12 protein-coding genes are annotated in these 14,538 nt (G+C 66.2%); 9 read left to right on the plus strand and 3 right to left on the minus strand.

The window, feature by feature from the left end:
- Window positions 1-98: 98 nt before the first annotated feature.
- From PanNE5_RS08375 to PanNE5_RS08395, 5 genes are read left to right on the plus strand one after another with little or no spacing between them, the layout of a single operon-like run.
- On the plus strand, window positions 99-725 hold the full coding sequence (locus tag PanNE5_RS08375; RefSeq protein ID WP_017233539.1) for a hypothetical protein: 627 nt from the start codon (window positions 99-101) through the stop codon (window positions 723-725).
- Entirely contained in the window at window positions 722-1,237 is a 516-nt protein-coding gene (locus PanNE5_RS08380) for a tetratricopeptide repeat protein (RefSeq protein ID WP_017233538.1), read from the plus strand. Before PanNE5_RS08375 ends, PanNE5_RS08380 begins: the two co-directional genes overlap by 4 nt.
- Window positions 1,234-2,766, plus strand: a complete 1,533-nt coding sequence (gene sctE, locus PanNE5_RS08385; protein WP_261939607.1) for a type III secretion system translocon subunit SctE — start codon at window positions 1,234-1,236, stop codon at window positions 2,764-2,766. Before PanNE5_RS08380 ends, sctE begins: the two co-directional genes overlap by 4 nt.
- Window positions 2,767-2,826: 60 nt before the next feature.
- Complete coding sequence (locus PanNE5_RS08390) at window positions 2,827-3,501, plus strand: hypothetical protein (RefSeq protein ID WP_017233536.1); 675 nt, start codon at window positions 2,827-2,829, stop codon at window positions 3,499-3,501.
- A 4-nt stretch (window positions 3,502-3,505) separates the two neighbouring features.
- Entirely contained in the window at window positions 3,506-3,934 is a 429-nt protein-coding gene (locus PanNE5_RS08395) for a hypothetical protein (protein WP_017233535.1), read from the plus strand.
- Window positions 3,935-3,940: 6 nt separating this feature from the next.
- Here the strand turns inward: PanNE5_RS08395 and PanNE5_RS08400 are convergent, their stop codons facing one another.
- Entirely contained in the window at window positions 3,941-5,416 is a 1,476-nt protein-coding gene (locus PanNE5_RS08400) for an SLC13 family permease (RefSeq protein WP_261939608.1), read from the minus strand.
- 238 nt (window positions 5,417-5,654) lie between these two features.
- Between PanNE5_RS08400 and PanNE5_RS08405 the strand changes: the two genes are divergently transcribed.
- Window positions 5,655-5,984, plus strand: coding sequence for a GIY-YIG nuclease family protein (locus PanNE5_RS08405; protein WP_150564595.1), 330 nt, complete (start codon window positions 5,655-5,657; stop codon window positions 5,982-5,984).
- Here PanNE5_RS08405 and PanNE5_RS08410 read toward each other — a convergent pair.
- On the minus strand, window positions 5,956-7,158 hold the full coding sequence (locus PanNE5_RS08410) for a serine hydrolase domain-containing protein (RefSeq protein WP_261939609.1): 1,203 nt from the start codon (window positions 7,156-7,158) through the stop codon (window positions 5,956-5,958). The two genes, PanNE5_RS08405 and PanNE5_RS08410, sit on opposite strands and share 29 nt — an antisense overlap.
- A 482-nt stretch (window positions 7,159-7,640) precedes the next feature.
- On the opposite strand from PanNE5_RS08410, the gene mprF reads away from it, so the two are divergent.
- From mprF to PanNE5_RS08425, 3 genes are all read left to right on the plus strand, one after another.
- Window positions 7,641-10,364, plus strand: a complete 2,724-nt coding sequence (mprF, locus tag PanNE5_RS08415) for a bifunctional lysylphosphatidylglycerol flippase/synthetase MprF (protein ID WP_261939610.1) — start codon at window positions 7,641-7,643, stop codon at window positions 10,362-10,364.
- A complete protein-coding gene (locus PanNE5_RS08420) occupies window positions 10,361-11,962 on the plus strand; it encodes a virulence factor family protein (protein WP_261939611.1) in 1,602 nt (533 codons plus the stop codon). Before mprF ends, PanNE5_RS08420 begins: the two co-directional genes overlap by 4 nt.
- A gap of 149 nt (window positions 11,963-12,111) precedes the next feature.
- Window positions 12,112-13,419 carry a solute carrier family 23 protein gene (locus PanNE5_RS08425; protein WP_261939612.1) on the plus strand — a complete coding sequence of 436 codons (1,308 nt, stop codon included), beginning with the start codon at window positions 12,112-12,114 and terminating at the stop codon, window positions 13,417-13,419.
- Window positions 13,420-13,509: 90 nt separating this feature from the next.
- On the opposite strand, the gene PanNE5_RS08430 is transcribed toward PanNE5_RS08425, so the two are convergent.
- Window positions 13,510-14,424 carry a LysR substrate-binding domain-containing protein gene (locus PanNE5_RS08430; RefSeq protein WP_017231773.1) on the minus strand — a complete coding sequence of 305 codons (915 nt, stop codon included), beginning with the start codon at window positions 14,422-14,424 and terminating at the stop codon, window positions 13,510-13,512.
- Window positions 14,425-14,538 lie beyond the last annotated feature (114 nt).

A 14,538-nucleotide genomic window follows, 5' to 3' on the forward strand; every position in this document is an offset into this window, starting at 1 on the left:
ATCCAAAGATCCAAAGGGCCGCGCAGGTCTGCCGTCGCGCGTCGATATTGACGCGCGTTTGCCCGCCCCGATTTCACCGACTTCAGGAATCAAGTGTCATGACGCCTATCCAGTACGCCTCTTCCCGCCTCGTACCCTCGCAAACCGGACTCACGCGCGACATCAATGTCGGTGGCGTCACGAAGTCGCTAGATTTTCACGGAACGCTCGCGCAATACGCCATGTTGATGATGGAGATGAACAACGGCGAGGCGCAGCACATGATCCAGGAAATGCAGCGACGTCAGAAAGAGGGACAAGAGGCGCGCGAGGTCGGGAACCTGATCGAATCGCTGATCAACGACATCGGCTCGGACACGTCGAAGAAGAAAACCGTCGGTGACGGCATCCGGGCGTTCTTCGACAAGCACAACATCCAGATCACCGTGTACGGCGACGGGACGAAGAAGACCATGATGGAGTGGGAGTCGCGCACCAAGCGGGTCGGCGAGCCAGGCTACACCACACCGACGGGAGGCAACGCGCAATACAACGCGTCCGATCTGCGCACACTGAAGGCTGCCGCCGAGGGCTTCACCGAGCAGGCCTCTGACAGCCGCACGGTTGACCAGATCAAGATCAACAAGAAGCTGCAGGAGTACAACGGCGCCTCCACGCTGGTGAACACGATCTACAGTTCGCAGGGCTCGCAGCTCAACCAGATCAACGGGTCGATGCGCACATGATGGCGGCAACGTCCCTGGACACCGCGCCGCCGGCCCCGGGCGCGGACGACGCGCCAGCGATCCTTTCGCGATTCTTCGAACGCGGGGGCGCGCTGCGCATGCTGGCCGATCTGGACGAGGCGGACCTCGCGCGTGTGCGCGCCCATGCCTGCCAGCGGTTCGCCCAAGGCCAGATCGCGGCGGCGCAACGGGTGTACTTCGTACTCGCCACGCTCGACCAATGGTCGTTTGACGATTGGTTCGGGCTCGGCCTGTGCTACCAGCGACTCGGGCAGCACGAACAGGCGCTGCCGTGCTTCGCGAAAGCCGGCCTGATTCACGCGTCGGACCCGCGCCCGCCGTATCTCGCCGGGATGAGCTACGAGCACGCAGGCAACCGGGAATTCGCTCGCAAATCGTTTGACGCAACGCTGCGCATCTGCGGACAACTGCCTCAGCACGACAAGCTCGCCCGCTCGGCACGGGCGCGGCGCGACGCGCTGAATGCCACTTCGGATCCTAAATCAACATGACCGCCATTTATTCCCCACGAGCCGCGTACGCGCCTGCCTGGACCGGCAACGTCGGCAACGCGCCCGCAGCTGCCGTCGCCGTTGCGAACGACGTCATCGAGTCGCCGGATGCCGCTCGTCAACGACGCGAACGCTTGGACTGGCTGCGCACCGAGGACTTTGCGCCAGACCCGTCGACCGGCGTCGACTGGCAAGACGCCGACGACGCGTTCGCCCGCCTGCTGAATCGCCTCTTTGCCGTCGGCAGCGGACTGGCGGCGAACGCGCTGGGGGCGTCCAGCGCCGACGGCACTTCGAACGCTGCGAACGCCTCAACGCTCTCTGCGCTCGAGAACGTCGATCCGTCCACGCTGGCGATGATGGCGTCGATGATCGCGATGGACGCGCTGGGCGACACCGCGAAGTCCACGCAGCGGGCGCTGACGTTGATGGGCGAGCGTCAGGAAAAGCTGCGTCAGGAGGACATCAAGAAGTATCGCGAGCAGATGGACGCGAAGACAGAGGATGCCAACAAGGCCCGCAAAGGCGGCATCTTTGGCGTGGTGTTCGACTGGCTCATCGCGGCGGTCGACGTGGTGGTCGGCGCGGTCAAGGTCGTGACGGGCGTCCTCAGCATGAATCCGCTGATGATCGCGGGCGGTGTGGCCGATGTTGGCGCAGGCATTGCCGGGCTCGGCGTGGCGTTCCACAAGACGATGGCGCTCGTCGACCCGAAGAACGCGGCCTATCACGAGAAAGAAGCGACCAAGTGGGGACACGCCCAACTGGCGTTCCAGATGCTCGGCATGGTCGTCGGCTTCGGCACGTCGATCAGGGGCTTCATTGCCAAGCGCGCGACGACCAAAGCCGCGAGCCGTGTGTTCAAGGCGGGCGCGGGCGAGGCGCTGGAGCAGGCGGTCAAGTCGGGCGACAAGGCTGCCGTCGCGGCGATCAAGTCTCGCGTGGTCTCCGAGATCGGTTTCGTCGTCGGCAACGAGGTCGGAAAGCGCGTGGGCAAGTCGCTGTTGCAAAGCGGCACGCAGAGCGGTCGCCGACTGGCGAAAGCGGGCTTCAATCGCATGGCCGAGCAGTTCACGCAGCAGATGGTCGAACAGATGGCCTCGCGCGCTTTCGACAAAGTCGCAAAGAACGCCGCGAAGCAAGTCGCCAAGAGCAAGGCGGTGACATCGAAGGAACTGACCAAGTCCTTCACGTCGAGCATGAATATTCAGGGCTATTTTGCCGTGGCGCGTGGCTCATGGTCGCTCTCGGGCGCACTGCGCGGCACGTTCACCGGCGCCAACGCCCTTGGGCAGGGGATCGTCGGCGCACAGCGCGCGAAACTGCAACTCGAAGCGCGCGATCTCGGCGTCGACATGATGTGGCTGCAGATGCTCATGCAAATGAATGGCGACGACAAGAAACGTGCCGCCAAGCGGATGGAAACGCTCGTGGGTCAGCAGAGCGACATCGCAGTGTCCACGGGCGAGCAAGTGCAGAAAACGGGCGAGATGCGCATTCGTATCGCGGCCTCGTTGTCCCGGGCGTGAGCCCGCGCGGATCTTTCGGACGCGGTTTTCCGCCGCGTCGTCTACCTACGGAGTGATGACATGACTTATGCATTGAGTTCGACGTCGGCGAATCCGCGTCAGGCCGGTATTGCCGCCTCCGACGCCCAGCAACGCGCCGCGACCGACGACGAGGGCGCGCGCGTATTGCCGCGCATTCGCGAGCAGGTCGACGGCCTTCAATCCGCGCAGGCGCTCATCGCCCTGTTTCTCGCCATGCGGGTGGCAGAGCGCAACACCGACCAGGCGTATCGCACGCGTCACGATGCAATGGTCTTCGAGCGCGGCCAGACCGCGCGCAGCGAGAAGTACAACGCCAACAACTTGCATTACCGCGCCGGGCTGTATTCGGCCATTGGCGGTATCGTCTCCGGCACCTTCTCATTGGCCGGCGGTGTGGGATCGGGCGCGGCAGGGTTTGGGGGCGAGTTGGGCAAGTTGCGAGTGGTCGGCACGGCGGTCGGCGAAACGACCAAGGGCGTCAGCCAGTTCGTGAAGTCGCCGTTCGATGTCGTGTCCAACGACGATTCGCTTGCCGGACGCGATAACGATGTGCTTGGCGAGTTCGAGATGTCGCTCACCGAGGAGACGCGTCGCACGAACGATCGGCTGCGTCAGCGCATTGACGCGACCAGTGCGGACATCCGTGAAGTGTCGCGCGCGATGTACGGCATGATCGGCCAGCAAGTCACGAAGATGTACGACACCATCCGATAAGCCCATGACCGTTTGCGAGCGCGCCGTTGCGGCATTCTTCAGAGCCCACCGTTTCACGGCGCGCGTTGAAATCTGCGAGCGCACGCACGTCGAACTGGGACAGCGCGTCGAGAACGGCGAACTGTCCCTTTGTCATCGTCTCGACCGTGTGCCTGCCGGTGTCGTGCTGACGATCACCGACTTCCGCCTCGACGCCGAAGCGAAGGCAAGCGAGCATGCCGTGAGGCGCTTCTGCCAACTGATCCGGACACTGTTGCGCACGGTGCCCCATGTCGGCTACGTGCGCGGCATGATCCTGCCCGGCGTGAGCGACACGCGCGTTCGTGCGACACGTCTTCGCCTCGGTGCGATTCTCGAACGCGAGGGGGCGTTCTGGCGTGAGGAAGACGGCGATCGATGGCTGGTCTTCTGTCGGGAACCCAGCCGCCGATAGGGGCATTCAGGGCAACATGCCGAGCAGGTGCCACCAGAGATAGTCGAGCGGGAAGAGCAGGACGAGGGTGATGAGCGTCATGACGACGGTCAGCCGCGTGCCATCGCGCATGCCGACGCCGCCCAGATGCATCGCAATCATCATCGGCGGGCTCTGATAGGGCAGGAGGACGGTGGAGAACACCGGCACTTGCAACATCAGCACGGTGTAGAGCGGCAGGCCGCTCGCGCTCGCGAGCTGTCCCGCGAGCGGAGTGAGCACCGCCGGCAGACCGGGAAGCGTGGCGACCAGTCCGATGGCCGCGCCGATGGCGATGAGCCATGCGGCATTGATCGCGGGGGTGCCCGGCGTCATGCTCACCGCATCCAGGCATAGCCGTGCGAGCTTCTCGCCCAGCCCCGAATCCGCGACGACCGCGCCCACACCGAGAAAGCCCGCGACGTAAATAAGCGGCGTGATGTGCATCTGCTCGGTGAAGGTCTTGGGCGTGATGATGTGAATCGCGGGGAGCAGGCAGAGGATTGCCGCGGCAACGGAAATCCACGCGGGCGAGATGCCGTGCCAGGCATCGGTCGCGAATCCGGCGAGCGCCAACGCCAGCAATACCGACAGGCGTCGGGCATCGTTTGACAGCGGTGGCGGGGCACCGTTGGTCACCTGGGTGAGGGGGCCGTCGTCGGGGAACAGGCGGCAGATCACCCACACCAGAATGGCGGCCTTGAGCGCACCGAGGACAGGGAAGTGCAGCAGCAGGTAGGGCGCGTAGTGCAGCTTTACGCCGTAGAACGAGTCCGCCGCGCCCATGAGCACACTGTTCGGAATGTTGGCGGGCAGGATCGTCGTAGGCGGCATGTAGCTCGCGGCGGCGACCATCATCACGAGACCGGTGCGTCCGCGCCGACCCTCGGTGAGGCCGATGCGATCGGCGAGCGCGAGCACGATGGGGATCAGCAGCAGAATGCGTCCCGTCGTCGAGGGCATGACGAAAGCCAGACCCACGCAGGCGACCATCACTGACGCCACATAACGCGCATACGTTGGGCGCTTGAGTGCGAACAACGTCGCGGCCAGCCGCGCGCCGAGTCCTGTCGTGCGCACCGCGATACCCGTCACCGCACCCCCAAAGACGAGCCACCACGCAGCCGAATGAAACCCGGCAAAGATCACTTCCGGCTTCGCGACATGCAGCAGGACGGCGAGCAGGAAGAACGTCAGCGTGGTGATCGGCTCCGGGAACAGGCCGAAGGCCCACGCCCCGATGGTGAACAGCACGAGCACGGCGGCCTGTGCCGCGGTGGGCGACAGGCCAAGGGCGGAACTGCCATGGCTGGCGGCCCACAAGGCGGCAGCGAACATCCCGTAAATGACGTAACCGCCAAGGGTGCGCACGCGTGAGCGCAGGCGTTCGCGGCGTAATGCGTCGGCCGCCGAGGGGCGGTGATGGCGGGGATCAGGGGTGTCCGGCGAGGCGGATTCGGTCATGGCGCTTGTCGTTGTGGTGTTAGGCCAGGCAGGCGTGTTACGCGGTCCGGCGGCGATGGGGGGCGCGCTTGCATCGCCGTGGGCATATCGTATGCTAGCGACTTCGACAGCGTCACCCGATCAGGACAAATTCCGTCGCGAACATGCCACGCTCTATACTCGTGCCTGCCCAGTGCCCCAACGTCTTTGCCATACCGCGCAGATCGCACGACTTCCGCCACGAATCGTGGGCGACGCGATGACGGCTGTCCCACCGAAGCCCTGGTTCCTCTACCTGCTGGAGTGCGCGGGCGGTCGCATCTACACGGGCATCGCCGTCGACGTCGAGGCGCGATATGCGGCGCACGTCGCGGGCAAGGGCGCACGCTTCACGCGCGCCTATCCGCCATTGCGCATCCTGCTCTCGCTCACCTTTGCCGATCGCTCAGCCGCCTCGCGGGCCGAGTACCGCGTCAAGCAACTGAGCGCGTCGCAGAAGCGCGCGCTCATTGCCGGCACGTTCCCTTGCGATCTCGGCGATGTCCGCGCCGCCGCCGACTTCAAGGCACCAGGCGTGCCTGACGAATGATCCGGCGCACGTCGCGCTGGATCGCGCCGAACTGGCCGCGCGACGGAATTGGCGACACCACGAGCGCCCAACTGTCGCCGGGTACGGTCTTCTCCACCACGGTGTAATAGGTCGACTGGGTGCGGAAGAAGTCGGCGATGCCGTCGTGGCTGATGCGATAGTTTCGCTCGCCCGCGCCGGGCACCATGAATACGCCAAGCGTGTAGTAAACGTCGCGATCCGCGCTGACCGGGCCGGACCGCTTGTCGAGCAACAATGTGCGCAGCGTCTTCTCCGTGAGCAGGCTCGGCCGGCGAATGTCGAACACGCGCCACACCTTGAGCAGCGCGCTCGTCGACATCTGCCACCCGGCGAACGGAGCCAGCAGACGCCAGTTGTCGGGCAGGGTGGCGCCGGTGATGCCAAGCGGCGCGAAAATGTGCGTTTCGCAGAAGTGCTTGTAATCGTCGCCGGAAACCGCTTCGATCACCATGCCGAGCAACAGGTACGACACGTTCGAGTAGACGAAATCGGACTTGCCGGTCGAGTGCCCGGCGTCGCCGGCGTCGAGATAGTTGAAGAAGTCCGCGCTGCCGCCCACACGCCGGATCGCCAGTCCGCTGAACAGGCCGTTCACGGGATCGTTGTAGCCGTTCGTGGCAAGCCCCGCGCGATGCGCGAGCAGGCGTCGCACGGTCAGCTCGCGCAACGACGGGTCGAGCGGCTTGCCGTGCTGTTTCGAATAAGTGTCGAGCAGATCGCCGAGTGTTGCGTCGAGCGAGAGTTTGCCCGCCTGCACGAGCAGCGCGATGCCGATGGCCGTCACCGACTTCGACAGGCTGGCGACGGGCAGCAACTGTCGGACGTTGTCGCCCGACGTGGCCGCTTCGAGCCCCACGCCAGCATCGGATTCCGTGCGCAGCCACACATGCGACAGGTTGTAGCGCTCCTTGAGCTGCGCCACGCCCTGCGTGAGCGTCGCCTGGCCGATGGGCACCGCCGGTTGGATCGGTTTGGGCGCGCCGGATGACGGCAGCGCCACGACCACCGGATTCGTAATCGCGGCAACGGGCGACGACGCCGCTGCCGACGTGGACGTGGCCGTCGACGCGGTTTGGGCGAGCGCATGGCCCGCGGTCATTAACATGGCAGTGCCCAGCAAGGCACTCAGGACACCGACGACAGCGCGGCGCACGGAGGCACTCCGTCGCCCCGTCGCGAGAGCGACGACATGCTCGTTGCGCCGCGATACCCGCGGCATTGTCAGACGTGCCCCTGCCGGACGGCTGTGCCGTTCGACGTACATTTTCTATTCCCCCCGCGCACGATGCTTCGAACCACAAATCGACTCTCTTCGGAGACGGAAAGGTTCGGGGTGCGCACGTGTCGCTTTGCTGCGCTCTTCGATATCGAAGTTTAGGAAAAACTTCGTTCAAATAACCAGTAAAAACGCTGAATTCTACATTAAATTGCATTTATGGAGATCAAACACCCATAGTGGCGCACAATCGCGCGGTGGCAACGTCGGGCGGCCGGGGCGGCTCCCGAGCCGTCGCCGACGAGACCTGTAACGCATCGCGGTGTAAGCTATCGCCCTGACAGGCTCTGACTCGCCCACAGGCCATGGGAGCGGCGTCCCGTAGGTGACGTCGTGCCGGCTGAAGGATCGACCGATACATGACTGAACCCTCCCGCGCGCGCCCGAGCCGGCCCGCCGATGCACCTTCCTCCGTGGCGCTGCCGATGGACGCCGTTGCGGCGTCCGCCGGTGGCGGGGCCGCGGGCGGCCCGCCCGAGCCGCCGCCCGCCGACGAAGCCGCCTGGTTTGCGTTGCCCGCGCCCCTGCGCTGGCTCCGGCGCGTGCCGTGGACCGCGGCCCGGCCGTGGCTGATCGCGGCCGGCGTCGTTCTGCTCGGCCTCTTTGTCTTCGACGCGTTGCATCACATGCTGCGTCACGTGCATTACGACGACATCGTTGCCGAGATACACAACACCCCCGTGACGCGTCTGGCGCTTGCCATGCTGGCAACCCTGGCGAGTTACGCGGCCCTCACCGGTTACGACATCTCAGGCCTTGGCTTCGCCGGGGCGACGGTCAAGCGCTCGACGGTCGTGCTCACCTCGTTCATCGCCTACGCGCTCGGAAACTCCGTCGGTCTGGGGGTGCTCACCGGCGGCACGGTGCGAATGCGGATGTACGCCGCCGCGGGCGTCGATGCATCGAAGGTGGCGCAGGCGGTAGCGTTCAACGCCGGCGCGTTCGGTCTCGGCATGACCGTGTTCGGTTCGCTCGGCATGTTGTGGGGTGCGTCGCGCGTCTCGGCGCTGGTGCCGATTCCGGCGTGGGTGTTGCAGATGCTCGCCTTGCTGCTGCTGGCCGGCGCCGCCGCGTTTCTGGTACTGTGCGCGCGCAAGCGCACGGTGCGCTTGCTCAACCGCTGGCCGATCCCGCTGCCGCCGCTGCGGGTCGCGGTGCGCCAGTTGCTGATCTCGGCCGCCGATCTGGGCATGGCGGCCGCCGCCTTGTGGTGTTTGCTGCCCGCCAACGTGGTGGATCTGCCGACCTTCGTCGTCTTCTATGCCATTGCCATGGCGCTTGGCGTACTCAGCCACGTGCCGGGCGGCGTGGGGGTGTTCGAAGCGGTGATTCTGCTCGCGACCAACGGGCACGCACCGATCAGTCAGGTGGCGGGGGCGCTGGTGCTCTATCGCGGTATTTACTATCTGCTGCCGCTGATGCTTGCCGCCTGTCTGCTCGCCGGGTTCGAGTTGCGCCAGGGCCCGGCGGCGCCGATCGGCCGGGCGGCCGTGCGGCTCTTCCCCGGCCTGTTGGCGGCGCTCACGCTCGTTGCCGGGGTCATGTTGCTGATCTCCGGTGTGACGCCCGCCACGCGCGACGCGGAAGACTTCCTTCGCCACCACGTGCCGCTGTTCCTCGTTGAAGTGTCGCACTTGCTCGGCAGTGTGGCGGGGCTGGCCATGCTGTTCCTCGCGCGAGGTCTGCTGCACCGGCTTGATGCGGCCTGGTGGGGCTCGCTCGGCCTGACGATCATCGCTGCCGTCCTCGCGATTCCCAAGGGCATTGCCGTGTCGGAGTGCTTCGTATTGGCCATGCTGGCGACGCTGCTGCTCGTCTCGCGCGAACAGTTCGACCGGCGCTCGTCGCTTTTCACGCAAACGTTCGAGCCGGGCTGGATCATTGCCGTGCTCTCGGTGCTCGGGGCCTGTACCTGGCTGATGTTCATGGCGTACCGGCGCGTCGAATACGCAAATCAGCTTTGGTGGCAGTTCACGTTCGACGGCGATGCTCCGCGTTCCATGCGCGCGTTGATGGTCGTGGCCGTGATCGGACTCGGGCTGTCCTTGTGGCAATTGCTGCGTCAGTCCGCCGGCGCGATCGTGCCCGCGAGCGAGGAGGAACTGGCGCGCGCGCGCGCCGTCATCCGCAAGCAACCGGCCGCCGACGCCTGTCTGGCGCTGATGGGCGACAAGAGCTTCCTGTTCTCGCCGTCTGGCAACGCTTTCATCATGTACGCAAAGCATCGCCGTTCGTGGGTGTCGCTCTCGGATCCGGTGGGCGACCAGAAGGAGTGGCCCGAACTGATTTGGCGCTTCATCGAGCTGGCCGATGCGCACGGCGGACGCGCGGCGTTCTACAAGACCCGCCCGCAGGCGCTGCCGCTCTATATCGACGCGGGACTGCGGGCCTTCAAGCTCGGCGAGGAAGCGTTCGTCTCGCTGCCGGAGTTCGGGCTGCAAGGCGCGCGTCGCGCCAATCTGCGGCATGGGGTGGCGCGCGGTGAACGCGAAGGGTTGACGCTGGAGATTGTGGCGGCGGAAGACGTCGCGCCGCATCTCGCGGAAATGCGGCGCGTATCGGACGCGTGGCTTGCGCGCCAACATACGCGCGAGAAGGGTTTCTCGTTGGGCGCGTTTACCGACGCGTACGTGGCGCGCCAACCCGTGGCGCTTGTGCGCCGCGAGACGCGCCTCGTCGCGTTTGCCACGTTGATGTGCCCCGACGTCCAGCGCATCGAAGCGAGCATCGATCTGATGCGGCAGGTGCCGGACGCTCCCCCCGGCACGATGGACTTCCTGTTCGCGAAGCTGATGCTGCACTTCAAATCGCAGGGCTATCAGCGTTTCGGTCTGGGAATGGCCCCGATGTCGGGCATGGAGACGCATCAGCTTGCGCCCCGCTGGCATCGCTTCGGCCGCATGATGTTCGCGCACGGTGCTCGCTTTTACAACTTCCGCGGGCTGCGCAGCTTCAAGGACAAATTCGATCCGCAATGGGAGGCGCGTTATCTGATGACGCCGGGCGGTATCGCACCGATGCTCACGCTGGCCGACGTGGCGTCGCTGGTGGGCGGCGGATGGAAAGGAATCATGACGAAATGACAGGTCACACGATGGCGAAGCACGACAAGGCGGACGATGGGCAGGCGAGATCGCGCAAGCGCGGGCGCGGCGAGGGCGCGCCGCGCTGGGTCCGCCGCGTCGCGGCGAGTGCCGCGACAGGGGCGGTGATGATGACGTCCGTCGCCGTACTGGCCCAGACGCCGGCACCCGCGCAAGCCCCGGAGATCCTGACGCATGGCCGCTTCGAGAACGTGCCCATCTTCCGTCCGGAAGGGGCGCCGAATGCGACGGTGCTCTTTTTCTCCGACGACGACGGCTGGACGCCGCGCGCCGAACGGATGGCTCGCGCCCTCGCGGACACCGGCGCGTTGGTGGCCGGCATCGACACGGCACGGTTGATGGCGAATTACACCAAGGACGAGATCGCTTGCGTATATGCGGCGGGCGATCTCGACAACTTCGGTCGATGGGTCGAGGCGGCCGTCAAGCTGCCCGGCTACACGCCGCCCATTCTCGTCGGCGACGGCGTGGGCGGCACGTTCGCCTATGCGATGCTTGCGCAGGCGGGTAACGATACGTTCTCCGGCGCGCTGTCCGTCGACTTCTGTCCGGTACTGCCGATGTCCCGGCCGTTGTGTCAGGGCGAGGGGGTGCACTTCGGACGCGGTATCACGCACACGGTCGGCGGCGCGCCGATGCGATTGCTGCCCGCGCCCGTCATGAGCGCACCATGGGTGGCAATGGGCGGGCCGGTCGGCGGACCCAACGCGCGCGCGCCGCGCTGCCCGGATCACGTGGCGCAGGCGTTCGCCGCCCGCACGCCGAATTCGAGCTGGCTCGTCGGTGGGCTGGCGGGCAGCCTGGGCGCGATGGAGGTCTCCGGCACGGCCGCCGAGACGGGCACGCCGCCGACGTCCGTGCTGGCCGATTGGGTGACGCAGTACAAGAACGCGTTCCGGCGTCTGAACGCGCACCACGTGGCGGGGACGGCCCGGCCGCCCGCCGCGGTGGCCGATCTGCCCGTCGTCGAGGTGCCGGCCACCGGCAAGCCTGCCCCCAATATGACCGACACGTTCGCCATACTGATGTCGGGCGACGGCGGCTGGGCCGGACTCGACCGCGATGTCGCGGGCGCGCTCTCCGCGCACGGCATTCCGGTGGTGGGCGTGGATTCGCTGCGCTATTTCTGGTCGGCACGCACCCCGGCTTCCGGCGCGCTCGATATCGACCGCCTCATGCGCTTCTATCAGACGCGCTGGAACAAGAAGCGCGTGATCCTGATCGGCTACTCGCAAGGGGCCGATGTGCTGCCGTTCATGGTCAATCGTCTGTCGCCGGTGGCCCGCGAGCGGGTGGCGCTGCTGGTGCTGATGGGACTCGGGCAGAAGGCGGACTTCGAGTTCCGCATGACCAATTGGGTGATGTCGAGCCAGAACGGCCTGCCGATTCGTCCGGAGGTGGAGCGTCTGCCCGACGGGATGGCGATGTGCATCTATGGGGCCGACGAAGACGACAGCAACTGTCCGGGGCTCGATCCCAAGCGCGTTCAGGTCGTCAAGATGCCCGGCGGGCACCATTTCGACGGGAACTACACTGGGCTGGCCGACGTGATTCTCCAGGGCGTCGCCAAGCGGTGACGGCCGATGGCGGAGCGGCGCCGCTTGGCGCGCCGCCTTGCCTTCCGTGCAGTGGCTCCGTACACTGCCGCCAGTTTTCCCATCGACCCACGTCCCGCACCTTCCGCACCGTTCGGATTCGGCGGCACGACACCCAGGAGAAGATCGACATGGCAGAGGGTTATTTCCCGAAGTGGCGGCAGCAGGACACGGCCTCCGGCCGCGTGATCGCCCCCGATGAGCGCCTGGCGTGGCCGCAAACCATCGCGATGGGCGTGCAGCACGTGGTCGCCATGTTCGGCTCGACCGTACTTGCACCGCTGCTCATGGGGTTCGATCCGAACCTTGCCATCTTCATGTCGGGAATTGGCACGCTGCTCTTCTTCGTGCTCGTCGGCGGACGCGTACCCAGCTATCTCGGCTCGAGCTTCGCCTTCATCGGCCTGGTCATCTCGGTGACGGGCTATGCGGGCAGCGGGCCGAACCTGAATATTCCGGTGGCGCTCGGCGGGATCATCGCCTGCGGCGTGCTCTACGCCACCATCGGCCTGATCGTGATGGCTGTCGGCACTCGCTGGATCGAAGCCCTCATGCCGCCGGTGGTGACGGGCGCGGTCGTCGCCGTCATCGGCCTGAACCTCGCGCCGGTCGCGGTGAAGGGCGTCTCGGCGACGCCCTTCGACACGTGGATGGCGCTGGCGACCGTGCTGTGCGTCGGTCTCGTGGCGGTGCTCGCGCGCGGCATGGTGCAACGCCTGTTGATTCTCGTGGGCCTGCTGCTGGCCTATGCGCTGTACGCCGTGCTGACCAACGGCATGGGCCTCGGCAAGCCGATCGACTTCGCCGTGGTGGCCCATGCCGCCTGGTTCGGCCTGCCGCACTTCGCGGCGCCAGTGTTCAAGCCGGAAGCGATGGTATTGCTCGCCCCGATTGCCATCATCCTTGTGGCGGAGAACCTCGGACACATCAAGGCGGTAAGCGCCATGACCGGGCAGAGCCTCGACCGCTACATGGGCCGCGCCTTCCTCGGCGATGGTCTGGCGACCATTGTGTCGGGCAGCGTCGGGGGCACGGGCGTGACGACTTACGCCGAGAATATCGGCGTGATGGCCGTCACGAAGATCTATTCGACGCTGGTGTTTGCCATGGCGGCGGTGATCGCGCTGGTGCTGGGCTTCTCGCCGAAATTCGGCGCGGTGATTCAGACGATTCCGGGTCCGGTGCTGGGTGGCGTGTCGATCGTGGTGTTCGGTCTGATTACCGTGGCCGGCGCGCGCATCTGGGTGCAGAACAAGGTCGACTTCTCGGATAACCGCAACCTGATCGTCGCCGCCGTCACGCTGGTGCTCGGCGCGGGCGACTTCACGCTGAAGTTCGGTAGCTTCTCGCTGGGGGGCATCGGTTGCGCCACGTTCGGCGCCATCATCCTCCACGCGTTGCTGCGCGGGCGTGGGGCGTCGGCACCGGCGGCGATGTAGGTCGACTCGCTCGCCTCACCGGTCACACCGGACGCGCTGGACCGGCTGGATTCGCCGGAATTGACGGCACGAGAGATCACGGCACGATGATTACGTCGTGCCGTTTTCATTGGTGACAGCGGGCGTGGCCTGCAGCCGTTCAAGCAATTGCCGCGCGTAGACAGGCAGGGCGTCGCGCTCACGCACGCACAGCACCAGCGTGCGCAGGGCCCACGCGTCGGAGAGCGGCACGATGCCGAGGCCCAGCGCGGCGGCCGAGCGTGCGGCGGCGCTCAGCGGCACGATGCCCAGCGCGGCCCCCGCCGCCACGGCGCGGCACAGACTGTCGAAGTCTCGCAGGCGCACACGGTAGTGCAACGGCCGACCGGCTCGCCTGGCGTGCCCGTCGAGGTGCTCGGCCAGTGCACTGTGCTCGGGCAGGCCAATGAACTCCGAGTCCAGAACGTCGATGAAAGCCACCTCGGCGCGCGAGGCCAATGCGTGCCCAGGCGGTGTGACGACCACCAGCCGGTCCTGCCGGAATGGCACCGTCTCGAGCCCCGTCAATTCGATCCAGTCCGAGACCACGCCAATGTCGGCGGCGCCTTCCAGGACCGCTTGCACGACGGCCGGGCTCGTCTGCTCGCGCAGGGAGATCTCCACATTCGGATGCTCGGCGAGGAATGCCCCCAGCAGATCCGGCAGAAACTCGGACATCGCCACGGTGTTCGAGGCAATACGCACGTTCCCCCTGAGCCCAGCCGCGTATTCGCCGAGTTCGCCGCGCATCTGCTCGATCTGGGCGAGCACGCGCCGGGCGTGAGCGAGCAGGGCGCGGCCAGCGGGGGTGGGCATTACGCCCTGGCGGTGGCGCATGAAGAGCGCGACGCCCAGCGCCTCTTCGAGCCCGCGGATACGGGCGCTGGCAGACGCCAGTGTCAGATGGGCGCGCTCGGCGCCGCCGGTGATGCTGCCGGCTTCGGCAACCAGCAGGCACAGTCGCAGGTCGGTCAGGTCGAATCGCACGGGGCAGGCAGGCCGGGAGGCTTCGGGGGCAATGACGCCAGTGTAGCGGCTTGGGCGATAGGCGCGCAGACACCCGGTGGAACGTCCGAATTTCGGACCCCGGGGAGGGCAAAT

The sequence above is a fragment of the Pandoraea sp. NE5 genome (assembly GCF_024363545.1).
Taxonomy (GTDB): Bacteria; Pseudomonadota; Gammaproteobacteria; order Burkholderiales; family Burkholderiaceae; genus Pandoraea; species Pandoraea cepalis.